The following is a 25,330-nucleotide window of genomic DNA, read 5'->3' as shown; positions in this document are numbered from 1 at the left end:
TGAACAAAATTGCGCACACACAAAAACGCCCGGTATAACCGGGCGTTTTGTATTGACTTGCTTAACGAGCGCGGTAAGTGATGCGCCCTTTGCTCAAGTCATAGGGCGTCAGCTCGACGCGCACTTTGTCACCGGTAAGAATACGAATGTAGTTCTTGCGCATCTTGCCGGAGATATGCGCGGTTACGACGTGCCCATTTTCCAACTCCACACGAAACATGGTGTTGGGCAGGGTGTCGACGACAGTGCCTTCCATTTCGAAGCTGTCTTCTTTCGACATGCAGTAAAGCCCTCGGTATCCAGTGAATGGCCCGGTGCAACTGCGCCAGGCAAAAGCGGCGTGCATTGTGCCCGAAAAAGGGTGTTTAAGCCAAGGGGTTCTAGTTAAGCGTTACCCATCTTTGATTAATCAGTAGCTCAATAGGCCGATATTGGGTCTTGTAGTTCATCTTTTTGCAGTTCTTGATCCAGTATCCGAGGTACACCGCCTCCAGTTCCAGGCGCGCGGCTTCACCGATTTGCCACAAAATCGCAAAGCGCCCAAGGCTGCGGCGTTCTTCGGCCGGCTCGTAGAAGGTGTAGACCGCCGACAGGCCGTTGGGCAGCAGGTCGGTCACGGCCACCGCCAACAGGCGGCCGTCCAGGCGGAACTCATAGAAGCGCGAGAAGGGCAGGTCGCGCACCAGGAAGGTCGAAAACTGATCGCGGCTGGGCGGGAACATATCGCCGTCCGCATGGCGTTGTTCGATGTAGCGTTGGTAAAGATCGAAATATTCTTCGCTGTACTGCGGCTTGGTGGCCGTGACCGTCAGGTCGGCGTTACGTTTGAGGATGCGTTTCTGGTTGCGGTCCGGCAAAAACTGCGCAACCGGGATGCGTGCAGGCACGCACGCATTGCAGTTCTGGCAATGGGGCCGGTACAGATGATCGCCGCTGCGCCGAAAACCCATCTCTGAGAGGTCGGCATACACATGCACGTCCATCGGCTGGCTGGGGTCGAGGAACAGTGTGGTGGCCTGCTCGTCAGGCAGATAGCTGCAAGAGTGAGCTTGAGTGGCATAGAACTTCAAGCGTGCCAGCTCGGTCATGATCAACCCTCGGGATAAGCTTTGAAATAAGTGTAAGCCAGGTACGAGGAAGTCGCCTAGGAAACCCACGGGCCAGAGCTGGGCTGGTCTAAATGGTTACGCAGGAAGCCGGCAAATTCACTGCGCGGTATGGCGCGGGCGCCGAGGCTGTGCAGGTGATCATTGGGCATCTGGCAGTCGATCAGTACAAAACCCCAGGCCTGCAACTGGCGGGTCAGCGTGGCAAAGCCGAACTTGGAGGCATTGTCGGCGCGGCTGAACATCGATTCGCCAAAAAATAACTGGCCCATTGCCAGGCCATACAGGCCGCCGACCAGCTTGCCTTCATCCCATACTTCGACGGAATGCGCGTAGCCGCGCCGGTGCAGCTCCAGGTAGGCGCTTTGGATACCTTCGGTGATCCAGGTGCCGTCTGCATAAGCGCGGGGCGCGGCGCAGGCCTGGATGACGGCGGCGAAGTCCTGATCAAAGGTCACGCTGTAGCGCTGCTGACGCAACAGTTTGCCGAGGCTGCGTGACACGTGCAGCTCGTCGGGGAATATCACCGTGCGCGGGTCTGGAGACCACCAGAGGATCGGCTGGCCGTCGGAGAACCACGGGAAACAGCCATGGCGGTAGGCCTGGATCAGTCGCTCGGCCGACAGGTCGCCACCGGCGGCCAGCAAGCCATTGGGTTCGCGCATGGCTTTGGCCAGCGGCGGGAAAGTCAGGGAATCGCGTTGCAACCAGGTCAGCATGGTATCCAGGCTTTCGGTAGGGGAGGGGAGTGGCAGGTATGACGCCTGCCGCATGTGGGATGATTATTGTCGACATGGCGCTGTGGGGCCAGCCCGAATCGGGCATCCGCGCGCAATAGCGTTAATAGGTGTTTCTGCAACTCTACCCTTTGGGCGCGGTCGTAATCGGGTCTGGGCCATGCAGGCCAATTGCCAAGCTTGCCTGCTTTGATAAAAACAGCGCATAAGCCTTTGTCAGCAAAGACAATGCGTGCTCAAATTGAACAGGCTATGACACATCATCTGTGCAGGCCACCGGGTGAGGGCAAGTACGTGGCATCGTCGACGCAAACCCGTACAATGCGGGCATTGTGGCGTTTTCGCCCTTTCACCTGTTCATCACCCAATGTTAAAAGTAGTTTCAGCGACATTCGTTCATTTTTCAGCTGCTCGGATTGAGCAGTGTGCAGTCATTCAACAGATGGACGCGCTAAAGGCGCAGGAATAGACCCGTTTTGAAGAAATCCGCCGCAACACCTAAAGCAGCAGTCGTGCCGGCCTGGCGCCAGCACCTGCATTATCGACTCAAGGAAGGCGCGCTGATCGCTATCGGCGCCCTGTGCCTGTTCCTGATGATGGCCTTGCTTACCTATGGCAAGGACGATCCGGGCTGGAGCCACAACAGCAAGATCGAAGACGTGCAGAACTTCGGCGGCCCCGCCGGTTCCTACAGCGCCGATATCCTGTTTATGGTGCTGGGCTACTTCGCGTATATCTTCCCGTTATTGCTGGCGATCAAGACCTGGCAGATCTTCCGCCAGCGTCACGAACCGTGGCAGTGGAGCGGCTGGCTGTTCTCCTGGCGCCTGATCGGCCTGGTGTTCCTGGTGTTGTCCGGCGCGGCGCTGGCGCACATTCATTTTCATGCACCTACCGGCTTGCCGGCGGGCGCGGGCGGGGCGTTGGGCGAAAGCCTCGGCGACCTGGCGCGCAAGACCCTGAATATCCAGGGCAGCACCTTGATGTTTATCGCGCTGTTCCTGTTCGGCCTCACTGTGTTCACCGACCTGTCGTGGTTCAAGGTGATGGACGTGACCGGCAAGATCACCCTGGACCTGCTCGAATTGTTCCAGGGCGCCGCCAACCGCTGGTGGTCGGCCCGGGTCGATCGCAAACGCATGGTCGCGCAACTGCGTGAGGTGGACACCCGCGTTAACGAAGTGGTGGCCCCGAGTACGCCGGACCGCCGCGAGCAAGCCAAGGTCAAGGAACGCCTTATCGAGCGCGAGCAAGCCCTGAGCAAGCACATGTCGGACCGCGAGAAGCAGGTGCCGCCGGTGATTGCCCCGGCACCGCCCAAAGCGCCGGAGCCGAGCCATCGTGTGCAGAAAGAGAAGCAGGCGCCGTTGTTCGTCGATAGCGCCGTAGAGGGCACCTTGCCGCCGATCTCGATTCTCGACCCGGCCGAAAAGAAACAACTCAATTATTCTCCGGAATCCCTGGCGGCCGTCGGCCACCTGCTGGAAATCAAGCTCAAGGAATTCGGCGTCGAAGTCTCGGTGGATTCGATCCACCCAGGCCCGGTGATTACCCGTTACGAAATCCAGCCGGCAGCCGGCGTCAAGGTCAGCCGTATCTCCAACCTGGCCAAAGACCTGGCCCGTTCCCTGGCCGTGACCAGTGTGCGTGTGGTGGAAGTGATACCCGGCAAGACCACCGTCGGCATCGAGATTCCCAACGAAGATCGTCAGATCGTGCGCTTCTCCGAAGTGCTCTCGACCCCGGAATACGACAACTTCAAATCGCCGGTCACCCTGGCCCTCGGCCACGACATCGGCGGCAAGCCGGTGATCACCGACCTGGCAAAAATGCCGCACTTGCTGGTGGCCGGTACCACCGGTTCCGGTAAGTCGGTGGGCGTGAACGCGATGATTCTGTCGATCCTGTTCAAGTCCGGCCCGGATGACGCCAAGCTGATCATGATCGACCCGAAGATGCTCGAATTGTCGATCTACGAAGGCATCCCGCACCTGCTGTGCCCGGTGGTGACCGATATGAAGGACGCCGCCAACGCCTTGCGCTGGAGCGTCGCCGAGATGGAGCGTCGCTACAAGCTGATGGCGAAGATGGGCGTGCGTAACCTGTCGGGCTTCAATGCCAAGGTCAAGGAAGCCCAGGACGCCGGTACACCGCTGACCGACCCACTGTACAAGCGCGAAAGCATTCACGACGAAGCGCCGCTGCTGACCAAGCTGCCGACCATCGTGGTGGTGGTCGATGAATTTGCCGACATGATGATGATCGTCGGCAAGAAGGTGGAAGAACTGATCGCGCGTATCGCCCAAAAGGCCCGTGCGGCCGGTATTCACTTGATCCTCGCCACCCAGCGGCCGTCGGTGGATGTGATCACCGGCTTGATCAAGGCCAACATTCCAACGCGGATGGCGTTCCAGGTTTCCAGCAAGATCGACTCGCGCACTATCATCGACCAGGGCGGCGCCGAACAACTGCTGGGTCACGGTGACATGCTCTATATGCCTCCGGGCACCAGCCTGCCAATCCGGGTTCACGGCGCCTTCGTCTCCGATGATGAAGTTCACCGCGTGGTGGAAGCCTGGAAGCTGCGCGGCGCGCCGGAATACAACGACGACATCCTCGCAGGCGTCGAAGAGGCCGGCAGCGGCTTCGACGGCGGTAGCAGCGGTGATGACGATGCCGAAACCGACGCGCTCTACGACGAAGCCGTGGCATTCGTACTCGAAAGCCGTCGCGCTTCGATCTCTGCGGTGCAGCGCAAGCTCAAAATCGGTTACAACCGCGCCGCCCGCATGATCGAATCCATGGAAAACGCTGGCGTCGTAACCGCCATGAACACCAACGGTTCGCGTGAAGTCATCGCTCCCGGGCAGATGCGCGACTGATTCCGTGCTGCGTGACAACACGCAGCGCGCCTTGACGACTCAATGAGGATTCCCATGCGCTTTATCCGCATGCTGTTGTTGCCGGCACTGGCCCTGACTGCTGTTTCGGCCCACGCTGATCCGGCCTCGGTGGCCAGCCTGACTAACCTGCTGGACAAGTCCAAGACCCTGACCGCACGCTTCTCCCAGTTGACCCTGGATGCCGGCGGCACCCAGTTGCAGCAAACCGAAGGCGAAATGGCCGTACAGCGTCCTGGTCTGTTCTACTGGCACACCGAAGGCAAGGCCGAGCAGACGATTGTTTCCGATGGCCAGAAGGTCACCCTGTGGGACCCGGACCTGGAGCAGGCGACCATCAAGAAGCTCGACCCTCGTTTGAACCAGACGCCGGCGCTGCTGCTGTCGGGCGATGTATCAAAGATCAACGACAGCTTCGATATCACCTCCAAGCAAACCAGCAACGTGATCGAGTTCACCCTCAAGCCTAAATCCAAGGACACGCTGTTTGACAGCCTGAACCTGTCGTTCGGCAATGGCGTGATCAACAACATGCGCCTGATCGACAGCGTGGGCCAGCGGACCGATATCCTGTTCTCCGGCGTCAAGGCTAACCAGCCAGTGGACGCATCCAAGTTCAAGTTCGTCATCCCCAAGGGTGCCGACGTGATCCAGGAATAACCTGTCTAGAGGTTTCAAACGCTGCCCATGGATTTGTTTCGAAGTGACCCGATTGCTCAGCCTTTGGCGGCGCGTTTGCGCTCGACCAACCTGGATGAGTACGTCGGGCAGGAACACCTGCTCGCTCGCGGCAAGCCTTTGCGTGAAGCCCTGGAGCAGGGTGCGCTGCACTCGATGATTTTCTGGGGGCCGCCGGGCGTGGGTAAAACCACCCTGGCGCGGCTGCTGGCGAAAGTCTCGGATGCACATTTCGAAACGGTTTCGGCGGTACTGGCCGGGGTCAAAGAGATTCGCCAGGCGGTAGAAGTTGCCAAGCAACAGGCTGGGCAATACGGCAAGCGCACCATCCTGTTTGTCGACGAAGTGCATCGTTTCAACAAGTCGCAGCAAGACGCGTTTTTGCCGTATGTCGAAGACGGTACGTTAATCTTTATTGGCGCTACCACCGAAAACCCTTCGTTTGAACTCAACAATGCCTTGCTCTCGCGAGCGCGTGTCTATGTGCTCAAGAGCCTGGACGAAGCGGCGATGCAAAAGCTGCTGCATCGGGCTCTGAGCGAAGACAAGGGCTTGGGCAAGCGCCAGCTGAGCGTCAGCGAAGAAGGCTTCAAAATTCTGCTGGCCGCCGCCGATGGTGATGGTCGCCGCTTTCTGAACCTGCTGGAGAATGCCTCGGATTTGGCCGAAGACGGCCACGAGATTGGCGTCGACCTGTTGCAAAGCCTGCTCGGCGACACGCGCCGCCGTTTCGACAAGGGCGGCGAAGCCTTTTACGATCAGATCTCGGCACTGCACAAGTCTGTGCGCGGCTCCAACCCCGACGGCGCGTTGTACTGGTTTGCACGCATGATCGACGGCGGCTGCGACCCGCTGTACCTGGCGCGCCGCGTGGTACGCATGGCCAGCGAAGACATCGGCAACGCCGACCCGCGCGCCTTGAGCCTGTGCCTGGCCGCCTGGGATGTGCAGGAGCGCCTGGGTAGCCCGGAAGGCGAGTTGGCCGTGGCCCAGGCCATCACCTATCTGGCCTGCGCGCCAAAAAGCAACGCGGTGTACATGGGCTTCAAATCCGCCCTGCGCGCCGCTGCCGAATACGGCTCTCTTGAGGTGCCGATGCACCTGCGCAATGCGCCGACCAAGCTTATGAAACAGTTGGGTTATGGCGACGAATACCGCTATGCCCACGATGAGCCGGACGCCTACGCGGCCGGCGAAGACTACTTCCCCGATGAGCTTGAGCCCTTGCCGCTGTATCAGCCGGTGCCGCGTGGCCTGGAGCTGAAAATCGGTGAAAAGCTCAATCACCTGGCCCAACTCGACCGTCTCAGCCCAAAACAGCGGAGAAAGTAGTGCTCAAGACCATTCTTGCCGTGTCCGCCGCGGGCATCGCTGGTACATTATTGCGTTTCGCCACTGGCACTTGGGTCAGCGCCAATTGGCCGAAGCATTTTTATGCGGCCACTCTGGCTGTCAACCTGGTGGGTTGCCTGATTATCGGCCTGTTGTACGGCTGGTTCCTGTTGCGCCCCGAAGTGCCGATTGAGGTTCGCGCCGGCTTGATTGTCGGTTTTGTAGGCGGTCTTACGACCTTTTCATCCTTTTCACTGGATACGGTGCGCCTGCTGGAAAGCGGGCAAGCTTTGGTAGCTTTCGGTTACCTGGGCATCAGCGTGTTCGGCGGGCTGCTCGCCACCTGGGCTGGCCTGTCCTTGACCAAACTTTGATAAACGAGAGACCGACATGCTCGATTCCAAACTGTTACGTAGCAACCTTCAGGACGTAGCGGACCGCCTGGCATCCCGTGGCTTTGCCTTGGATGTTGCGCGCATCGAAGCGCTGGAAGAACAGCGCAAGACCGTCCAGACCCGCACCGAAGCACTGCAGGCTGAGCGTAATGCGCGTTCCAAATCCATCGGTCAGGCCAAGCAGCGTGGCGAAGACATCGCGCCGTTGATGGCGGACGTCGAGCGCATGGGCACCGAGCTGTCCGACGGCAAAGTCGAGCTGGAAGGCATTCAGACCGAGCTGGATTCGATCCTGCTGGGCATCCCGAATATTCCGCACGAATCCGTGCCCATTGGTGAAGACGAAGACGGCAACGTCGAAGTGCGCCGTTGGGGCACGCCAAAAGCCTTTGATTTCGAGATCAAGGATCACGTTGCGTTGGGCGAACTGACCGGCGGCCTGGATTTCGAAACGGCCGCCAAAATGTCCGGCGCACGCTTTGCTCTGCTGCGCGGCCCGATCGCGCGCATGCACCGTGCCCTGGCGCAGTTCATGATCAACCTGCACACCGCTGAACACGGCTACGAAGAAGCCTACACGCCGTATCTGGTGCAGGCGCCGGCGCTGATGGGCACCAGCCAATTGCCTAAGTTCGAGGAGGATCTGTTCAAGATCAGCCGCGACGGCGAAGCCGACCTGTACCTGATCCCGACCGCCGAAGTGTCGCTGACCAACATCGTCGCCGGCGAAATTCTCGACGCCAAGCAGCTGCCGATCAAGTTCGTGGCCCACAGCCCGTGTTTCCGTAGTGAAGCCGGCGCTTCGGGGCGTGACACGCGCGGCATGATCCGCCAGCACCAGTTCGACAAAGTTGAAATGGTGCAGGTTGTTGAACCGTCGACCTCCATGGAAGCCCTGGAAGGCCTGACCGCCAACGCCGAGCGCGTCCTGCAACTGCTGGAGCTGCCTTACCGCGTACTGGCGCTGTGCACCGGCGACATGGGTTTCAGCGCTGTAAAAACCTACGACCTCGAAGTGTGGGTGCCGAGCCAGGACAAGTACCGCGAAATTTCGTCGTGCTCCAACTGCGGTGATTTCCAGGCCCGTCGCATGCAGGCGCGTTTCCGCAACCCGGAAACCGGCAAGCCGGAACTGGTACACACCCTCAACGGTTCGGGCCTGGCCGTAGGCCGTACCCTGGTGGCCGTGCTGGAAAACTACCAGCAGGCCGACGGTTCCATCCGCGTGCCGGAAGTGCTCAAGCCGTACATGGGCGGCGTTGAGGTCATCGGCTAAATGGAATTTCTGCCGCTGTTTCATAACCTGCGCGGCAGTCGTGTGTTGGTCGTCGGTGGCGGGGAGATTGCCTTGCGCAAATCCCGGCTGCTGGCCGACGCCGGTGCGTTGCTGCGGGTGGTTGCTCCCCAGATCGAAGACCAGTTGCGAGAACTGGTGCTGGGCAGTGGCGGGGACCTGATTCTGCGCGGTTATCAGGAGGCAGACCTTGACGGCTGCGTTCTGATTATCGCGGCCACGGACGACGAGCCGCTGAACGCGCAAGTGTCCAGCGATGCCAAGCGCCGGTGCGTACCGGTCAATGTGGTGGACGCGCCAGCCCTGTGCAGCGTGATCTTCCCGGCAATTGTCGACCGTTCACCGTTGGTGATTGCGGTGTCCAGCGGCGGCGATGCGCCAGTGCTGGCGCGCTTGATCCGCGCCAAGCTGGAAACCTGGATTCCGTCGACCTATGGCCAGTTGGCCGGTTTGGCGGCGCGTTTTCGCGCCCAGGTCAAAGGTCTATACCCGGATGTGCAGCAGCGTCGGGCCTTTTGGGAAGAGGTTTTCCAAGGCCCGATCGCCGACCGTCAATTGGCCGGGCAGGGCGATGAAGCTGAGCGTCTGTTGATCGAAAAGGTCAACGGCGCGCCGCCGTACGCGCCGGGCGAAGTCTATTTGGTCGGTGCAGGCCCAGGTGATCCGGACCTGCTGACCTTCCGCGCCTTGCGCCTGATGCAGCAAGCCGACGTGGTGCTGTATGACCGCCTGGTAGCGCCGGCGATTCTTGAGCTGTGCCGCCGTGACGCCGAGCGTATCTACGTCGGCAAGCGTCGCGCCGACCATGCCGTGCCGCAGGACCAGATCAACCAGCAACTGGTGGACCTGGCCAAGCAGGGCAAGCGTGTGCTGCGACTCAAAGGTGGCGATCCGTTCATCTTCGGCCGTGGCGGCGAAGAGATCGAAGAACTGGCGGCCCATGGCATCCCGTTCCAGGTGGTGCCGGGGATCACGGCAGCCAGCGGTTGCGCGGCGTATGCGGGGATTCCGCTGACGCACCGTGACTATGCGCAGTCGGTGCGCTTTATCACCGGGCATTTAAAAAACGGGACCTCGGACCTGCCCTGGCATGACCTGGTAGGGCCGTCGCAAACGTTGGTGTTCTACATGGGCCTGATCGGCTTGCCGATCATCTGCGAGCAACTGATCAAGCACGGGCGCGCGGCGGATACCCCGGCGGCGTTGATCCAGCAGGGCACCACGTCCAACCAGCGTGTCTTTACTGGCACATTGGCGGATTTGCCGCGCATGGTGGCGGAGCATGAAGTGCATGCGCCGACACTGGTGATTGTCGGTGAGGTGGTGGTGTTGCGCGAGAAACTCAAGTGGTTTGAAGGCGCGCAATCCCAGGTCTGACATCGCCGCTGTGGTGAGTGATCTTAATGTGGCGAGGGAGCTTGCTCCCGTTGGGCTGCGAAGCGGCCCTAAAACCAAACACCGCGTTTTGCCTGGCAGAACGCGGTGTTTTTATTGGGGCCGCTTCGCAGCCCAACGGGAGCAAGCTCCCTCGCCACAAGGTGTTTTCAGTTCCAGACACCTTTACCGCTCAACCGCACCCGATCATGCTCGGCATCAAACCTCTGCAACGGCCCCTTCGGCACAATCCCGGTCGGGTTGATGGTCCGATGGCTCGCATAGTAATGCCCCTTGATATGCGCAAAATCCACCGTCTCGGCCACGCCTGGCCATTGATACAGCTCCCTTAGCCAGTTCGACAAGTTCGGATAATCGGCAATCCGCCGCAGGTTGCATTTGAAGTGGCTGTAATACACCGCATCAAAGCGAATCAGCGTGGTGAACAGCCGCACATCGGCTTCGGTCAGGTATTCACCGGCCAGGTAGCGCTGCTCAGCCAAGTGCTGTTCCAGGCAGTCCAGCTCGGTAAACACATCATCAAATGCGCTTTCATACGCCTGCTGCGAGGTGGCAAACCCTGCGCGGTATACGCCATTGTTCACCGCGGGGTAGATGCGCTCGTTCAACGTATCGATCGTCGAACGCAGGGCTTCGGGGTAGAAATCCAGAGTATTGCCGGTCAGTCCGTTAAACGCGCTGTTGAACATGCGGATGATCTCCGCTGATTCATTGCTGACGATGCGCTTGAGCTTCTTGTCCCACAGCACTGGCACGGTGACACGCCCGGTGTAATCGGCGGTGTCTGCGGTGTAGCGCTGGTGCATGAAGTCGAAGCCGTCGAGCTTATCGCCCGTCGAGCCGTGAGCCTTGTCGAAGGTCCAGCCATTTTCCAGCATCAGCCAACTGACCACAGACACGTCGATCAAGCTTTCCAAACCCTTGAGTTGGCGCAGGATCAGCGTGCGATGGGCCCACGGGCAGGCCAGTGAAACATACAGGTGATAGCGATCAGCCTCGGCTTTGAAACCACCGTCGCCGCTGGGGCCGGGCTCGCCATCGGCTGTCACCCAATTGCGCCGTTGCGCTTGCTCGCGCTGGAACGCGCCGTCTGCGCTACTTTCGTACCACTGGTCTTTCCAGTGTCCTTCGATCAGCAAACCCATGACTGGCTCCTTGGCTAATAAGCGTTGGAGCCCAGTCTAAAGGGATGAGTTCGAACTAAAAGCGCAAAGACCGGGCGGGAATCATCGATTAAATCGATTTGTCCCGCGCATCCCAGTATTGCTGGGCCAATTCGAACGCCTGTTCCCGAGCGTGGCCGAGGCCGCGCAGGGCCAGGGCCATGGTTGCGATCAGCGCGAGTTGCGGGTAACTGTCCTCGACATCACCGCGCCACAAGGCTTTTAAATGCTCGGGTTCCAGGCTGGCCGGTTTGACGTGCCGCTGGGCGGAGAGGGCGGGCCACTCTTCGTCCCAGCTCTGGCCACCGGTGGTGCCATACAAATGGCTGAGGGTGTCCGGGTTGATCTCGACTTCGCCGCCATCTCCCTTCACCACAATCACATTATCGCCCAGCAGGCCGCTGGCATCGCGGTGTACGCCCTGGTAACCGGGGTGGAAAATACTTTGCAGGCCGCAACGTGCATTCAGCGGGTTGAGCAGGCGCGCCAGGGAATGAATCGGTGAGCGCAGGCCCAAGGTGTTACGCAAATCGATCATGCGTTGCAGTTGTGGCGCCCAGTCACCCAGCGGGATAAACGCCAGGTTGCCTTGCTCGAACGCCGTCTCGACCTGTTGCCAATTGCGACACAGCGGGATTTGCAGGCCTTGCAACAATTGCTCGGTGTACAAGCGGCCCGCCGTATGGGCACCACCGCCGTGCATCAGAATGCGCACCCCGTTTTGCGCCAGGCACTTGGCCGCCAACAGATACCACGGCAGATGACGTTTTTTACCGGCGTAGGTCGGCCAATCGACATCCACATTCAGCGCCGGCGCCTTCAGGCGCTCGCGCACGGCTTCGGTGAAACCGGCGAGCTCTTCCGGGCTTTCTTCCTTATGGCGCAGCAGCATCAGGAAGGCGCCGAGCTGGGCGTCTTCGACTTTTTCGTCGAGCAACATGCCCATGGCTTCGCGGGCTTCCTCACGGGTGAGGTTGCGCGCGCCGCGCTTGCCTTTGCCCAGGATGCGCACGAACTGCGCAAACGGGTGCTCGGCGGGGGTTTCAAGGGTCAGCGGGGCAAAGTCGGTCATAAGCAATTCGTCGGCCTGGGCAGGCCCGCCAGCTTGGCGGCAAGTTTGGCGGGGGTGCCATTGAAGAGTTTGTTGAGGTGCAGGCTGTTGCCCTTGTCCGTGCCGAGCTTTAAAGCGGTGTACTTGATCAGCGGGCGTGTGGCCGGGGACAGCTGAAATTCTGCGTAAAACCCGCGCAGCAGTTCGAAGATTTCCCAATGTTCGGCGGTCAATTCCAGGGGTTCAGCGGCGGCCAGGGCATTGGCCACGTCGATGGACCAGTCATCCAGGTTGACGAGGTAGCCGTCCTTGTCCAGTTCCAGCGTGCGTTCGCCTACGGTCAGGGTGTTCATAACCAGGTGTTGACCTTGTCGTAGTCGATCGACAGCTGCACAAAACCTGGGTAGTCGACGCTGTCGGCCCAGTCCGGCAGGGGCAGGTTGCGTGCCTGCATGTCTTCGGCCAGGACAAAGACCTTCACGCCCCGGGTTTGCAGGGCTGCGTTGTGCAGGCCGTAAGCGCCATCGCCACACAGCAGGATGGCGTCCTCGGCGCCGCACACGCGCAGGCAACTGGCCAGGCGGCTATCGGTAAACGGGGAGTGAGATACCACATGCAAAGTCGACATCAGAGGGTCATCACCTGGTCATAACGGTCAATCAATTCGGCGATCGCGGCGCTGTCCAGCGCCTGCGCGCTGGCAGGTGTTGCGAGGCTGCGTTCGGCAAGGCTGTGGCTGCAAGCAAACACCTCATCAATGCCGAACAGGCCCAACGCCTGCAGGTTGGCGCTGAGGTCTTTTTGCTGCACGGCCTTGGCATCCTGATGGGTTGCCAGCTGGAACACGCCATCGTCCATAAACAGCAGGCCGATCGGCAGGTCAAAAGCGCCACCGGCCAATACGATATCCAGCGCCTCGCGCGCACTTGGCCCGGACCACGGTGCCTGGCGGCTGATCACCAATAAAGACTTGGCCATCTCACGGCCCTCCAAAACAGATCAGGCGGTCGGCAGCCTGGATGGCGTCATGCAACTGCCCCAGGCCCGACAACGCCCACGGCGCGTCGAGGTTCACCGCGCTGCGTTGATAACGCGTGGCTTCCTCAGTATTGAGTACGCCACGGCGCAAGGCGGCGGCGATGCACACCACGCCGTCGAGCTGATGCAGGCTGACAAACTCACGCCACTTGCGGGCAATGTCCTGCTCATCCTGGGGCGCAACGATGTTATTGGCAGCGCTGTACACGCCGTCCTGATAAAAAAACAGCCGCACAATCTCATGCCCACCGGCAAGCGCTGCCTGGGCGAACAGCAAGGCGCGGCGCGAGGAGGGCGCATGGGCGGCGGAAAATACTGCAATCGCAAACTTCATGGAACACTCTGCAAGCAAACCTGAGCCAATGATAAAGCCGCCGCCGCGAAAAAGCCCGCCGTGATCAAAACGGTCACTGTCGCTGATCGTTCTGACGATTGCCGCCAGGCGCAAGGCTGCCTAGGCTGTGGGCAGTCGCTACCCAAATGGAGTCTTTATGTCAGGTCCCTTGGCGTCCCTCAAAGTGCTGGATTTTTCCACCTTGCTGCCTGGCCCGTTCGCGTCCTTGTTGCTGGCGGACATGGGTGCCGAGGTGCTGCGTATTGAATCGCCCACGCGTATGGACCTGTTACGCGTGCTGCCGCCCCATGACCAGGGCACCTCGGCGAGCCACGCATACCTCAATCGCAACAAGCGCAGCCTGGCACTGGACCTCAAGCAGGCCGAGGCGCTGCAGATCGTGCGTGAGCTGGTCAAGGACTATGACATTGTCCTTGAGCAATTCCGGCCTGGGGTAATGGAGCGTCTGGGCCTGGGTTATGAGGCGCTGAAGGCGCTCAACCCCCGGCTGATTTATGTGTCGATCACCGGCTACGGTCAAACCGGGCCTTATAAAGACCGCGCCGGGCACGATATCAACTACCTCGCGTTGGCTGGCGTGGCCAGTTACACCGGCCGCCAGGACAGCGGGCCGTTGCCGCTGGGCGTGCAATTGGCGGATGTCGGCGGTGGTTCGTTGCACGCTGTGGTGGGGTTGCTCGCCGCCGTTATTGCCCGCCAGCACAGTGGCGTCGGCCAATACCTGGATGTGAGCATGACCGACTGCTCGTTCAGCCTGAATGCCATGGCCGGTGCGGGCTACCTGGCCTGTGGGGTCGAGCCGGATTGGGAGAGCCATGTGCTCAACGGCGGCAGCTTCTACGATTACTACCGCACGCGTGATGGGCGCTGGATGTCGGTGGGTAGCCTGGAGCCGGCGTTTATGCGGCGATTGTGCGAAACGTTGGGAAGGCCGGAGCTGGCCATGCAAAGCTTGAAACCCGAGCAGCAAAAAGCCCTGAAGCTGGCGTTACAGGTCGAGTTTGAGAAGCGCAGCTTTGACGAGCTGTGTGAGTTGTTCGCCGGGGTGGATGCGTGTGTCGAACCGGTGCTGAGCCTGAGTGAAGCGCTGGCACATCCCCAGTTGCAGACGCGGGAGTTGGTCAGCCAAGTGCCACGGGGTGATGGCTCGACCCAGGCGCAACTGGCTTGCCCGTTGAAGTTTTCCGAGGGGTTGCCGCAGCCTCGGCATATTGGCGTGGCGGTGGGGGCGCACAGTGATGAAGTGCTGGCTGGGTTGGGGTTTAGTGCTCAGCGGATAGACGAGTTGCGGCGGGCCAAGGTTGTTGGGTGACTGATCGGGCCTCATCGCAGTATAGGTATCTACACAACCAATTAGAAGTCTGTCGCAAGTGGGCTGTTGTGGCAAGCCTGCTCGCCACAGGAGAAATTGGATGCCTTTAAAAGTTGTGTAGATACCTATGCTCATCGCAGGCAAGCCAGCTCCCACATTTGACTGTGTTCACGAATCAAAAGTGGGAGCTGGCTTGCCTGCGATGAGGCCCTTACTCCACCCGAGTTTCCCCGGTGAATACCAAGGTGTGCCGACACCGCCTGCACAAATACCGCCGCCCCTGATTCACCAGCCCATGCCGCTGGGCCGAAAACGGGAAATCGCTGTCGGCACACGGGCAACGGTAGATATACCGGGTCACTTGGCGGCGCTTGATCGCATAAGTGTGGCAACGATCCGGCGGCAGTTCGTAAACCCCGCGCATGATCAGTTGCCATTCCTCGCCATGGGGCTGGATGCGCTCGCCAAACAATTGGTGGGCGATCAGATGCGCCACCTCATGGGCCACGGTCTGTTTGAGGAAGTGCTGGCTGTTTTCGCGGTACAACTGTGGGTTGAAGCGCAGCAGGTTCTCGTGCAAATGCGCGACACCGGCCTTCTGGCCCCGCAGCTTGAGGCTGACCTGGGGGCGTTTGAAGCTTCGTTTAAAAAAGGATTCGGCTTGTAGGAAACAATCTTCGACGCGGGTATTGAGTTGCTCGGGCATGCTGACCATATCTCCAGAGACGTCCAGTATGCCGCAAAAGCAGGTGTTTCCGAATCTGTCAGGCGCCGAATGGTCATGCATGACGCACAAAGCCACCTTGCGGTGGCTTTGCCTGCGGTTGATCCGCTTAGTTGGTGTAGATCGGGCCTACGCCCAGCCCCCAGACGATCACGGTAAACGCCATGATTGCCACCAGTACCACCAGGCCCACGGCCAAAACCGAGCTGGAAAACAGAAAGCCCTCGTCCGGGTCGATGTTCATAAACGTCGGCAGCCCCACATACAGCAAGTACACCGTGTAACAGATAGCCGCCGTGCCCACGACCATGCCCAGCCACATATGCGGATAGAGCGCCGCCAGCCCGCCGATAAACAGCGGGGTCGCGGTGTAGGTGGCAAACGCTACGCAGCGCGCCATGCTGGGGCTGGCGTCGTAGGTGCGGGCCATCCAATGGATGAATGCGCCCATCACCGCCACGCCGCCGAGCATCGCCGCGTAGGACATGAGGGTCATCCACAACGCACTTTCCTGGGTCAACATGACCGGGGCGCGGCTGCCGATCACCCAGCCGACCCGGGTGGTGCCGATAAAGGCCGATACGGCGGGGATCGCCGCGAGAATCAAAGTGTGAGTGAGGTACATGTGGCCGATACTTTCTTCCTTATCGCCACGAATTTCCCGCCATTCCTGGTCGGGATGGGTAAACAGCCCCACGACGTGATGGATCATGCCAGTCACTCCTGTCGTTATTACCATCGCCCCCCATCGGAGCGCCCACGGGCCAAATGGCCACATAAGGTCCTGGATAGTTGTGCGACCTTACGTCGCAGTATAGGAAGTGATGACCGGAAAAACTGTAGGGCTTTAGAGCAAATTGCGCTGTAAACATGGGCGCTAATCGCGGTGAGGTCTGTCAGGGATAACGGGTTCTACTGTGGGAGCTGGCTTGTCGGGTCGCCGCATCGCTGCGATAGCGGTGGATCAGTGATGTATTAGTTGCTGACACACCGCCATCGCAGGCAAGCCAGCTCCCACATTGGATCGGCGTCGCCCATTGAAGTATTTTTGCGTAAAATGCTGCGCTTTTCGTCACACACCTCTAGCGGATCCAAGCGCCATGGGCACTCTTACGGTCAACCAGAACAAACTGCAAAAACGCCTGCGTCGCCTGGCCGGGGAAGCGGTCGCCGATTTCAACATGATCGAGGACGGCGACAAGGTCATGGTCTGCCTCTCCGGCGGCAAAGACAGCTACACCCTGCTCGACGTGCTGCTGCACCTGCAAAAGGTCGCGCCGATCCAGTTCGAGATCGTCGCCGTCAACATGGACCAGAAACAACCGGGCTTCCCCGAACACGTGCTGCCGGCCTACTTGAAAGACCTGGGCGTCGAGTACCACATTGTCGAAAAAGACACCTACTCGGTGGTCAAGGAGCTGATCCCAGAGGGCAAAACTACCTGCTCGCTGTGCTCACGCCTGCGCCGTGGCACGCTCTACACCTTTGCCGATGAGATCGGCGCGACCAAGATGGCCCTGGGGCATCACCGTGATGACATCGTTGAGACCTTCTTCCTCAATATGTTCTTCAACGGCTCGCTCAAGGCCATGCCGCCCAAGCTGCGTGCCGATGACGGGCGCAACGTGGTGATCCGCCCGCTGGCGTATTGCAACGAGAAAGACATCCAGGCCTACTCCGACTTCAAGCAATTCCCGATCATCCCGTGCAACCTGTGCGGCTCTCAGGAAAACCTGCAGCGCCAGGTGGTCAAGGAGATGCTGGTGGACTGGGAGCGCAAAACCCCAGGCCGCACCGAAAGCATCTTCCGCAGCTTGCAGAATGTGCAGCCGTCGCAACTGGCCGACCGCAACCTGTTCGATTTCACCAGCCTTAAAATTGACGAGACCGCCGCTTCGCGCTTCGTCAATGTGGTGAACCTCTAAGACGTTTCAATGCTCTGAAAGACGGCGCTCACGGGCGCCGTTTTCAATTCAACTGCCAGGAGAGGGCATGCGCGATTACAAGTGGCTGCACGAATATTGTCTGAACCGCTTTGGTTCAGCGGCCGAGCTGGAAGCCCACCTGCCTGTACCCAAGACCCCGGCGCAATTGCGCAAGATCAGTGATGATCGCTACCTGTCGACCCTGGCGCTGCGGGTATTTCGCGCGGGCTTGAAGCACAGCGTGGTGGATGCAAAATGGCCGGCGTTCGAGCAGGTATTCTTCGGTTTTGACCCGGAAAAAGTCGTGCTGATGGGCGCCGAGCACCTGGAACGCTTGATGCAGGACACGCGCATCATCCGCCACCTGGGCAAGCTCAAGAGTGTGCCGCGCAATGCGCAGATGATGCTGGACATTGAGCAGGAAAAAGGCAGCTTTGGCGCGTTTATCGCCGACTGGCCGGTGACTGATATCGTCAGCTTGTGGAAGTACCTGAGCAAGCACGGCCACCAGTTGGGCGGGCTGTCGGCGCCGCGCTTTTTGCGCATGGTCGGCAAGGACACGTTTGTGCCGAGTGATGACGTGGTCGCGGCCTTGAATGCACAGAAGATCGTCGACAAGGCGCCGACCAGCCTGCGGGATTTGGCGACGGTGCAGGGTGCGTTTAACCAATGGCACGCCGAGAGTGGGCGGCCGATGTGCCAGCTGTCGATGATGCTGGCTTACACGGTGAATCATTGAGACTGAGTTGATCCGATCGCAGGCAAGCCAGCTCCCACAGGGGAATGCATTCCAAGTGTGGGAGCTGGCTTGTCGGGTCGCCGCATCGCTGCGATAGCGGTCTTCAGGCAGGCTGCAAATCTGCCGCCAACCGCCGATTCAACTGATGCCGCCACCGCACATACAACAGCGCGGAACAAAACACCGCCAGACTCGCCAGCATCTCCAGCACCCCGAACCACTGCCGGTTCGGGTCATATGCCGCCAGTGCGCCCTTGATGAAATACAGGTTCACCACAAAACACATCCACGAATGCCCGCGCGCGCTGCCCAGCAGCATCCCCGGCGCCAGCACCAGCAGCGGCACCAGCTCGATCAGCAGGATCACCCATGGGCGCGCACCGTGCAGGTCGGCGATGAACAGGTAATACACGCACAGCAAGCCCACCAGCCCTAAAAAAGCCACCAGGCTCAGTACGCGTGCCACCTTGACCCGTGGTTCCAGCCACGCCTGGGGCGGCAGGACCTTAGGCTTTCTGGCCACGGCCGTTCTCCAGCAGCGTGGCGGTGGTGGCAAGACGCAGGCCGAGTGCCCGGCACAGGGTGATTTCGTGCTGATCGAGCATGCGTTTGCCGTCCGGCCCGGAATGGTGGCTGGCGCCATATGGCGTGCCGCCGCCCTGGGTGTCGAGCAAGGCTTGTTCGCTGTAGGGCAGGCCGGTGATCAGCATGCCGTGGTGCAGCAGCGGCAGCAGCATCGACATCAGTGTGGTTTCCTGGCCGCCGTGCAGGCTGGCGGTGGAGGTGAACACGCCGGCTGGCTTGCCGACGAGTGCGCCGGTGAGCCACAGGTTGCTGGTGCCATCGAGGAAGTACTTGAGCGGCGCGGCCATGTTGCCAAAGCGCGTCGGGCTGCCCAGGGCCAGGCCCGAGCAATTCTTCAGGTCATCCAGGCTTGCATACAACGCGCCTTCGTCCGGGATGCTCGGCGCCACGGCTTCGCACTCGGTGGAAATCGCCGGTACGGTACGCAGGCGGGCTTCGAGGCCGCCTTGCTCGATGCCGCGGGCAACCTGCCGAGCCATTTCGCTGACCGAGCCATTGCGGCTGTAATACAGCACCAGTACATAGGGCGCGGTCACGGCAGCAACTCCAGCACGTTTTCCGGTGGGCGGCCGATGATGGCTTTTTCGGCGGTTGCCAGGATCGGGCGTTCCATCAGCTTCGGGTGCTCGGCAATCGCGGCAATCAACTGCGCCTCGCTGAGGCTGGCGTCGGCCAGGTTGAGGGTTTTGTATTCGTCTTCGCCGGTGCGCAGCAGTTGGCGTGCGCTGATCCCCAGTTTGCTGAGCAAGGCCTTGAGTTGCGCGGCGTCCAGCGGCGTTTCGAGGTAGCGCACAACGGTCGGGGTCAGGCCGCGGGCTTCGAGCAGTTCAAGCGCACCGCGCGATTTCGAGCAGCGCGGGTTGTGATAAAGCGTCAGATCGGTCATGTGCGGGTCGCATCTTGCGTAAGGTGGCGGGTATTCTACCTGCGCGGCGACCCGTCCTTAAACCGTAAGAGGCGATAGGTCGCAGCCAACGTTCATTTTTTGCGAAGGATTTCCCCATGACTAGGCGACTGATCGGTGCATTGGCGATCATCACAACCCTGCTGCTCAGCGGCTGCGGTAACGATTACGGCGTTGACCAATATGGCAAGAAAGTGGCGGCCGAACGCCTGGACAAACAATGGGTGGTGGTCAATTACTGGGCCGAATGGTGTGGCCCGTGCCGCACGGAAATTCCGGAACTGAATACCTTGGCCGAACAGTTGAAAGGCCAGAACGTGGGCGTGTTCGGGGTCAATTTCGACAACGTACAGGGTGAAGAACTCAAGGCCGCCAGCGAGAAGCTGGGGATCAAGTTCACGGTGCTGGCGCAGAACCCGGAAGAGATTTTCGATATTCCACGCAGCGAGGCGCTGCCGGTGACTTACATCATTGATGACAAAGGCAAGGTGCGTGAACAGCTGATGGGTGAGCAGACGGCAGAAGGCGTGTTGGCCAAGCTCAAAGCCCTGCGTGGTTAAATCTGTGGGAGCTGGCTTGCCTGCGATGCGGTTGGCGCGGTGTATCAGGTACACCGCGGTGATGCTATCGCAGGCAAGCCAGCTCCCACAGAAAGCCAGATCACAAGGAAGTCGATCAGCCTTCTTCCAGCCACAGTCGAATCGGCTTGCCTTCAGCCGGCCAGAACCGGGTTTGCTCGATCGGTGAGATATCCCAGCGCTGCACACCTTGCAGGGCCTGGAAGAAGCGGTGCTCCTGCTCCATCAAGGCTTCGGCGCAGAGTTTGCGGGTGCTGCCGATCTTGCCGAAACTGAGCGTCCGGCCTTCGACGGTGTACGGCGCAAACCAGTGGTTGCAGCCGCCATTGCCGTAGGCGCGGCCATCGGCGCCGAGGGTGACGGTCAGGTGCGCGTAATCCATCAACGGCCGTTCGCCAATCCACTCCACCACGTAGCTGTGGTCTTGCTGCAGCTTTACCGCGTCACCGGCACAGCCCGTCAGGGCCACACCGAGGGCGGCGAGCAGCACGCCTTTCATTGCGCAGCCTGCTGGCATTTCGGGCAGCGGTGCTTGTCGCCTTCGCTGGCCCAGCCCAGTTCCTTGATGCGCGCATTGGCGGCCGGTTGCAGCGGCTCTTTGGCCAGCTTGGTTTCCACGGCGAATTCAAACTCCAGCAGGCTGTCGCAGCTGTCGCAGTTGACCTTCCAGGTGTGAATTTCCAGCTCGCCGAATTTCGGCCCCTGGGCCATGGCGACCCACTGGCCCGCCGGGCGAATGGAATAGCGCGCGTCACCTTCGACGGTCAGGCGCATCGACAGGGTTTTACTGCCGCGCAGGGTGACGATCAAGACGTCGCCATGCTTGATCGAACCACCGTTGCCGGTGACCTGGTAACGGCCCGGCACCAGGGCGCGGCATTCGATCAGGGTGTGTTGCGGGCTCAGCAAGCTGAAGCGGAAATCGTGTTCGGCCATGGATCCTCCAAATAGGCGCGGCATCCTATCACGGGTGCCGGCCTATCATGAGCCTGGTATATGACCGCTGATCAACCTTGCACAAGGTTCTGCGGCTGGCCATCGGCCCACGCGGCAATGTTGGCCAGCGTGGTGGCTGCGATTGCCGCCAGGGCTTCACGGGTCAGGAATGCCTGGTGGGCAGTGATGATCACGTTGGGAAAGGTCAGCAGGCGTGCGAGTACGTCGTCCTGCAGCGGCAGGTCGGAGCGATCCTCGAAAAACAACTGGGCCTCTTCCTCATACACATCCAGGCCCAGGTAGCCGAGTTGGCCGTTCTTGAGGGCCTCGATCAAGGCTGGCGTGTCCACCAGGCCACCGCGTCCGGTGTTGATCAGCATGGCGCCAGGCTGCATCTGTGCCAGGGAACGTGCGTTGATCAGGTGTTTGCTGTCGGCGGTCAGTGGGCAGTGCAGGCTGATGATCTGTGCCTGGGCCAATAGCTCTGGCAGGTTTACATAGCGGGCGCCAAGGGCCTGGACCTGCGGATTGGGGAATGGGTCGTAGGCGAGTAACTGGCAGCCGAACCCGGCCATGATCTTGGCAAAGGTGGCGCCGATCTGCCCGGTGCCGACCACGCCGACGGTTTTGCCGACCAAATCGAACCCGGTGAGCCCGTGCAGGCTGAAATCGCCATCGCGGGTGCGGTTATAGGCGCGGTGCAAGCGGCGGTTGAGGGCCAGGATCAGCGCAACCGCATGCTCTGCCACCGCGTGGGGCGAGTAGGCCGGTACGCGCACGATACTCAGGCCCAGGCGCTGGGCGGCGGCCAGGTCGACATGGTTGTAACCGGCCGAGCGCAGGGCAATCAGGCGCGTGCCGCCGGCGGCCAGGTGTTCCAGCACCGGTGCGCTGAGGTCATCGTTGATAAAGGCGCAGACCACTTCGTGGTGTTCGGCCAGGGCCACGGTGTCGAGGTTCAGGCGGGCCGGTTGGAATTGCAGCTCTACACCTGCCGGCAGCGGCTCGCCGAGAAAGCTGTCGCGGTCGTAGGTCTGGCTGCTGAAAAGAATGACGCGCATTAAAAATGCTCCCTGCAATCACTGAGTTTTAGGTAGGCCGATGTGGGCACCGGGCTTTTTGTGGGAGCTGGCTTGCCTGCGATGCGGGCAACTGGGTCTGGCTGTTCACCGCGTTGATGCTATCGCAGGCAAGCCAGCTCCCACACAAGCCAGCTCCCACACAAGCCAGCTCCCACACAAGCCAGCTCCCACACAAGCCAGCTCCCACACAAGCCAGCTCCCACACAAGCTGGCTCAACACAGGCCTGGAGAAGCCTCAGGCGCTGACCCGTGCCTCACTGGCCAACCGCGCAATCGCCATGTCCAGTTCATCCAGCGCGGCGATGGCCTTGGCGTCGTCTTGCTTGAGCAAGGTTTCCGCGCGCTGGCAGGCGGCGCGCAATTGAGGCACGCCGCAGTAGCGGGTGGCGCCATGCAGGCGATGCACGCGTTCGATCAGCGCATTGTTGTCTTTGGCTTCACGGGCGGCGGTGATCGCCAGGCGATCGGCTTCCAGCGAGGCCAGCAGCATGGCGAGCATGTCGGCGGCCAGGTCGGCCTTGTTGGCCGCCAGGCGCAGGCCTTCCTCATGATCCAGTACCAGCAGTTGCACGCCGGGTGCCAAGCCGTCAGTCGCGCGCTCCGGCCCTTGATTGCGCAGGGCCAGGCCGGTCCACTTCAACACTACTTGGGCCAACTGCCGCTCGCTGATGGGTTTGGTCAGGTAATCGTCCATACCGCTTTGCAGCAGCGCGCGTTTTTCGTTGGCCATGGCGTGGGCGGTGAGGGCGACCACCGGCAGCGGCGTACCGTGGCGTTCGCTTTCCCATTGGCGGATCGCCTCGGTGCTTTGGCGCCCGTCCATGCCGGGCATTTGTACGTCCATCAGCACCAGGTCGAAGGTTTCCTGCTTCACCGCGTCAATGGCCGCATAACCGCTTTCGACCGCGTGCACCTTGGCGCCCATGTCTTCGAGCAACGTTTGCACCAGCAACAGGTTGGCCGGGTTGTCGTCCACGCAGAGTACGCGCGGCGCTCGGCTGGAGAGCGGTTCGCCGGGTTCGCTGCGCAATGGGCGCGGGCTGATCAAATCGGCCAGTGCACGGCGCAGTTTGCGCGTACACGCAGGTTTGGCCTGCAACTGGCTGTTGGGGTTGGGCACTGACTGGTTGAACAACATCTGTTCGGTGGTCGGGCACAGCACCAGCACCTTGCAGCCCAGGTGTTCCAGGTCCCATAGATGCTGGTTGAGGCGTTCGGGCGGAATGTCATTGGCGGTGACACCGAGCACTGCCAGGTCGATTGCCTGTTCAGTCTGGTGTGCGCTGGTGATGCCGTTGGTCAGGCTTTCCAGGGTATTGAACGGTGTGACTTGCAGGCCGCAATCTTCCAGTTGGTGCTGCAACGCCTGGCGCGCGAGCTCGTGGTTTTCCAGCACGGCCACACGACGGCCGAGCAGCGGCGGGGAGGGCAGGTCTTCGGCGTCGTCGCGGGTTTTGGGCAGGCTCAGGCTGATCCAGAACTCCGAGCCTTCGCCCGGTGTGCTGTCGACGCCGATCTCACCGCCCATTTGCTCGATCAGCCGCTTGGAAATCACCAGGCCCAGGCCGGTGCCGCCGGGTTGGCGCGACAGCGAGTTGTCGGCCTGGCTGAAGGCCTGGAACAACGCACGCACGTCCTGGTTCGACAGGCCGATGCCGGTGTCTTGCACACTGATGCGCAGTTGCACGCTGTCTTCCTGTTCGTCTTCGACCATCGCGCGGGCAACGATAGTGCCTTCGCGGGTGAACTTGATCGCGTTGCTGATCAGGTTGGTGAGGATCTGCTTGAGGCGCAACGGGTCGCCCACCAGCGCCAGCGGCGTGTCGCGGTACACCAGGCTGACCAGCTCAAGCTGTTTGGCATGGGCGGCGGGGGCAAGGATGGTGAGGGTGTCTTGCAGCAAGTCGCGCAGGTTGAAGGGCACACTGTCGAGCACCAGCTTGCCGGCTTCGATTTTCGAGAAGTCGAGGATCTCGTTGATGATACCCAGCAGGTTGTCGGCGGATTTTTCGATGGTGCCCAGGTAATCCAGCTGACGCGGCGACAGCTCGCTTTTTTGCAGCAGATGAGTGAAACCCAGGATGCCGTTGAGCGGCGTGCGGATTTCATGGCTCATGTTGGCGAGGAACTCCGACTTGATCCGGCTGGCCTCCAGGGCCTCCTTGCGCGCCAGGTCCAGCTCGATGTTCTGGATCTCGATGGTTTCCAGGTTCTGACGCACATCTTCGGTGGCCTGATCGATACTGTGTTGCAGTTCTTCCTGGGCATTTTGCAGGGTTTCGGCCATGCGGTTGATGCCCGAGGCCAATTGGTCCAACTCCTGGCTGCCCAACGGTGGCAGGCGGGTTTCGAGGTTGCCGTCCTTGAGTTGGGCCACAGCTTGCTTGATCTGGCCGATGGGCGAGTTGATCGTGCGGCTGATGCGCAACGCCAGGGCGGCCGTGCAGATCAGGCCGATGGCGATCAGCAGCAGGCTGGCAAACAGGCTGCGATAACCGCGCAGCAACATGCCATTGTGCGACAGCTCCACTTCGACCCAACCCAGCAGGCGATCGGCTTCATCGGGGATCAATTCGCCCGCGAGGTTGCGATGGCGACCGAACACCGGCAGCAGGTAGCGCGTGGCGTCATTGCCACTGCGCTGCAGCAGGTGCGAACTGTTGCCGACCGGCGCAAGGTTGAGCATGGTCGGGCCGGCGTGGGCCAGGGACGAGCGGTCCGGTGCCAGGAACGACACCGCGCGCACGTCCGGTTGCTCCAGCGACTGAGTGGCGATGCGTTCAAGCAGGTCGGTGTTCTTGCTGCTCAACGCCGGGGCCACCAGCGGCGCCAATTGCTCGGCGATCATTTCGCCGCGTTGCAGCAATTGGGTCTGCAACTCCGACAGCTGCATCCAGGTGAAATAGCCCCCCAACAACAGGGCCATCAGGCTGGTCGGTAATAAGGTCAGCAACAGTACGCGGCCTTTTATCCCCATTCTTCTAAGCACGCCACTCTCCTGCTACCACACTGTTTTCGTTTATCTGCGCGGGCATCCGGCCCACGCCACCTGCGCAGTGTAGCCATTTGCGCAGTGTGGAACCTCGCAAATTAATGATCGA

Annotated in this window: 28 protein-coding genes; 10 read left to right on the top strand and 18 right to left on the bottom strand. The window is 60.7% G+C overall.

Features of this window, described 5'->3' with window-relative positions:
- Positions 1–61: 61 nt before the first annotated feature.
- The 3 genes from infA to aat form a co-directional block, all read right to left on the bottom strand.
- Positions 62–280, bottom strand: coding sequence for a translation initiation factor IF-1 (gene infA / locus HBO23_RS25590; protein ID WP_002553999.1), 219 nt, complete (start codon positions 278–280; stop codon positions 62–64).
- Positions 281–380: 100 nt separating this feature from the next.
- The gene (locus HBO23_RS25585; RefSeq protein WP_017137504.1) at positions 381–1,088 is read right to left on the bottom strand and encodes an arginyltransferase; all 708 of its coding nucleotides are present in this window, start codon (positions 1,086–1,088) and stop codon (positions 381–383) included.
- 56 nt (positions 1,089–1,144) lie between these two features.
- Positions 1,145–1,825 (bottom strand): leucyl/phenylalanyl-tRNA--protein transferase, encoded by a 681-nt coding sequence (gene aat, locus HBO23_RS25580; RefSeq protein ID WP_017137503.1) that lies wholly within the window; start codon positions 1,823–1,825, stop codon positions 1,145–1,147.
- Positions 1,826–2,319: 494 nt separating this feature from the next.
- Between aat and HBO23_RS25575 the strand changes: the two genes are divergently transcribed.
- Genes HBO23_RS25575 through cysG form a run of 6 tightly spaced genes read left to right on the top strand, consistent with a single transcriptional unit; the run spans position 2,320 to position 9,819 of the window.
- Entirely contained in the window at positions 2,320–4,725 is a 2,406-nt protein-coding gene (locus tag HBO23_RS25575; RefSeq protein WP_069788233.1) for a DNA translocase FtsK, read from the top strand.
- A 54-nt stretch (positions 4,726–4,779) separates the two neighbouring features.
- Entirely contained in the window at positions 4,780–5,403 is a 624-nt protein-coding gene (gene lolA / locus HBO23_RS25570; RefSeq protein WP_017137501.1) for an outer membrane lipoprotein chaperone LolA, read from the top strand.
- Between the two features lie 27 nt (positions 5,404–5,430).
- Positions 5,431–6,753: a replication-associated recombination protein A gene (locus HBO23_RS25565; RefSeq protein WP_017137500.1), complete on the top strand. Its 1,323-nt coding sequence runs from the start codon at positions 5,431–5,433 to the stop codon at positions 6,751–6,753.
- The gene (crcB, locus tag HBO23_RS25560; protein WP_017137499.1) at positions 6,753–7,127 is read left to right on the top strand and encodes a fluoride efflux transporter CrcB; all 375 of its coding nucleotides are present in this window, start codon (positions 6,753–6,755) and stop codon (positions 7,125–7,127) included. Before HBO23_RS25565 ends, crcB begins: the two co-directional genes overlap by 1 nt.
- Before the next feature lie 16 nt (positions 7,128–7,143).
- Positions 7,144–8,424 (top strand): serine--tRNA ligase, encoded by a 1,281-nt coding sequence (serS, locus tag HBO23_RS25555; protein ID WP_017137498.1) that lies wholly within the window; start codon positions 7,144–7,146, stop codon positions 8,422–8,424.
- On the top strand, positions 8,425–9,819 hold the full coding sequence (cysG, locus tag HBO23_RS25550) for a siroheme synthase CysG (protein WP_017137497.1): 1,395 nt from the start codon (positions 8,425–8,427) through the stop codon (positions 9,817–9,819).
- 167 nt (positions 9,820–9,986) lie between these two features.
- Here cysG and HBO23_RS25545 read toward each other — a convergent pair whose 3' ends face one another.
- From HBO23_RS25545 to tusD, 6 genes are all read right to left on the bottom strand, one after another.
- Positions 9,987–10,982 (bottom strand): glutathione S-transferase family protein, encoded by a 996-nt coding sequence (locus tag HBO23_RS25545; RefSeq protein WP_170040218.1) that lies wholly within the window; start codon positions 10,980–10,982, stop codon positions 9,987–9,989.
- An 88-nt stretch (positions 10,983–11,070) separates the two neighbouring features.
- A complete protein-coding gene (locus HBO23_RS25540; protein ID WP_170040216.1) occupies positions 11,071–12,072 on the bottom strand; it encodes a glycosyl transferase family protein in 1,002 nt (333 codons plus the stop codon).
- Entirely contained in the window at positions 12,069–12,404 is a 336-nt protein-coding gene (locus tag HBO23_RS25535; protein ID WP_170040214.1) for a TusE/DsrC/DsvC family sulfur relay protein, read from the bottom strand. Before HBO23_RS25535 ends, HBO23_RS25540 begins: the two co-directional genes overlap by 4 nt.
- Positions 12,401–12,679, bottom strand: coding sequence for a sulfurtransferase complex subunit TusB (gene tusB, locus HBO23_RS25530; RefSeq protein WP_065931003.1), 279 nt, complete (start codon positions 12,677–12,679; stop codon positions 12,401–12,403). Before tusB ends, HBO23_RS25535 begins: the two co-directional genes overlap by 4 nt.
- Positions 12,679–13,029 carry a sulfurtransferase complex subunit TusC gene (gene tusC / locus HBO23_RS25525; RefSeq protein WP_099548021.1) on the bottom strand — a complete coding sequence of 117 codons (351 nt, stop codon included), beginning with the start codon at positions 13,027–13,029 and terminating at the stop codon, positions 12,679–12,681. Before tusC ends, tusB begins: the two co-directional genes overlap by 1 nt.
- 1 nt (position 13,030) lies before the next feature.
- Complete coding sequence (tusD, locus tag HBO23_RS25520) at positions 13,031–13,423, bottom strand: sulfurtransferase complex subunit TusD (protein ID WP_138453903.1); 393 nt, start codon at positions 13,421–13,423, stop codon at positions 13,031–13,033.
- Positions 13,424–13,580: 157 nt separating this feature from the next.
- Between tusD and HBO23_RS25515 the strand changes: the two genes are divergently transcribed.
- On the top strand, positions 13,581–14,756 hold the full coding sequence (locus HBO23_RS25515; protein ID WP_170040212.1) for a CaiB/BaiF CoA-transferase family protein: 1,176 nt from the start codon (positions 13,581–13,583) through the stop codon (positions 14,754–14,756).
- Between the two features lie 211 nt (positions 14,757–14,967).
- On the opposite strand, the gene HBO23_RS25510 is transcribed toward HBO23_RS25515, so the two are convergent.
- A complete protein-coding gene (locus tag HBO23_RS25510) occupies positions 14,968–15,462 on the bottom strand; it encodes a SprT family zinc-dependent metalloprotease (protein ID WP_138450916.1) in 495 nt (164 codons plus the stop codon).
- A 127-nt stretch (positions 15,463–15,589) separates the two neighbouring features.
- Complete coding sequence (locus HBO23_RS25505) at positions 15,590–16,192, bottom strand: Yip1 family protein (RefSeq protein WP_099548019.1); 603 nt, start codon at positions 16,190–16,192, stop codon at positions 15,590–15,592.
- 388 nt (positions 16,193–16,580) lie between these two features.
- On the opposite strand from HBO23_RS25505, the gene ttcA reads away from it, so the two are divergent.
- Both ttcA and HBO23_RS25495 read left to right on the top strand, forming a co-directional pair.
- Positions 16,581–17,405 (top strand): tRNA 2-thiocytidine(32) synthetase TtcA, encoded by an 825-nt coding sequence (gene ttcA, locus HBO23_RS25500; RefSeq protein ID WP_017136579.1) that lies wholly within the window; start codon positions 16,581–16,583, stop codon positions 17,403–17,405.
- A gap of 67 nt (positions 17,406–17,472) precedes the next feature.
- Positions 17,473–18,144 (top strand): DNA-3-methyladenine glycosylase I, encoded by a 672-nt coding sequence (locus tag HBO23_RS25495; RefSeq protein ID WP_099548017.1) that lies wholly within the window; start codon positions 17,473–17,475, stop codon positions 18,142–18,144.
- 103 nt (positions 18,145–18,247) lie between these two features.
- Here the strand turns inward: HBO23_RS25495 and HBO23_RS25490 are convergent, their stop codons facing one another.
- Genes HBO23_RS25490 through arsC form a run of 3 tightly spaced genes read right to left on the bottom strand, consistent with a single transcriptional unit; the run spans position 18,248 to position 19,615 of the window.
- Positions 18,248–18,667: a DUF2069 domain-containing protein gene (locus HBO23_RS25490; RefSeq protein ID WP_138450912.1), complete on the bottom strand. Its 420-nt coding sequence runs from the start codon at positions 18,665–18,667 to the stop codon at positions 18,248–18,250.
- Entirely contained in the window at positions 18,651–19,265 is a 615-nt protein-coding gene (gene wrbA, locus HBO23_RS25485; protein ID WP_170040210.1) for an NAD(P)H:quinone oxidoreductase, read from the bottom strand. The genes HBO23_RS25490 and wrbA overlap by 17 nt, the downstream gene beginning before the upstream one ends.
- The gene (gene arsC / locus HBO23_RS25480; protein WP_170040208.1) at positions 19,262–19,615 is read right to left on the bottom strand and encodes an arsenate reductase (glutaredoxin); all 354 of its coding nucleotides are present in this window, start codon (positions 19,613–19,615) and stop codon (positions 19,262–19,264) included. The genes wrbA and arsC overlap by 4 nt, the downstream gene beginning before the upstream one ends.
- A 116-nt stretch (positions 19,616–19,731) precedes the next feature.
- On the opposite strand from arsC, the gene HBO23_RS25475 reads away from it, so the two are divergent.
- Positions 19,732–20,193, top strand: coding sequence for a TlpA disulfide reductase family protein (locus tag HBO23_RS25475; protein ID WP_017136574.1), 462 nt, complete (start codon positions 19,732–19,734; stop codon positions 20,191–20,193).
- A 115-nt stretch (positions 20,194–20,308) separates the two neighbouring features.
- Here the strand turns inward: HBO23_RS25475 and HBO23_RS25470 are convergent, their stop codons facing one another.
- From HBO23_RS25470 to HBO23_RS25455, 4 genes are all read right to left on the bottom strand, one after another.
- Positions 20,309–20,710, bottom strand: a complete 402-nt coding sequence (locus HBO23_RS25470; protein ID WP_017136573.1) for an META domain-containing protein — start codon at positions 20,708–20,710, stop codon at positions 20,309–20,311.
- Entirely contained in the window at positions 20,707–21,147 is a 441-nt protein-coding gene (locus HBO23_RS25465) for a hypothetical protein (protein WP_017136572.1), read from the bottom strand. Before HBO23_RS25465 ends, HBO23_RS25470 begins: the two co-directional genes overlap by 4 nt.
- A 71-nt stretch (positions 21,148–21,218) precedes the next feature.
- On the bottom strand, positions 21,219–22,208 hold the full coding sequence (locus tag HBO23_RS25460; RefSeq protein ID WP_017136571.1) for a 2-hydroxyacid dehydrogenase: 990 nt from the start codon (positions 22,206–22,208) through the stop codon (positions 21,219–21,221).
- 256 nt (positions 22,209–22,464) lie between these two features.
- Positions 22,465–25,218, bottom strand: a complete 2,754-nt coding sequence (locus HBO23_RS25455; protein ID WP_017136570.1) for a response regulator — start codon at positions 25,216–25,218, stop codon at positions 22,465–22,467.
- Between the last annotated feature and the right edge of the window lie 112 nt (positions 25,219–25,330).

Source organism: Pseudomonas sp. WS 5532 (assembly GCF_012985445.1).
Taxonomy (GTDB): Bacteria; Pseudomonadota; Gammaproteobacteria; order Pseudomonadales; family Pseudomonadaceae; genus Aquipseudomonas; species Aquipseudomonas edaphica.
This window is presented reverse-complemented; position numbering and strand designations above follow the sequence as displayed.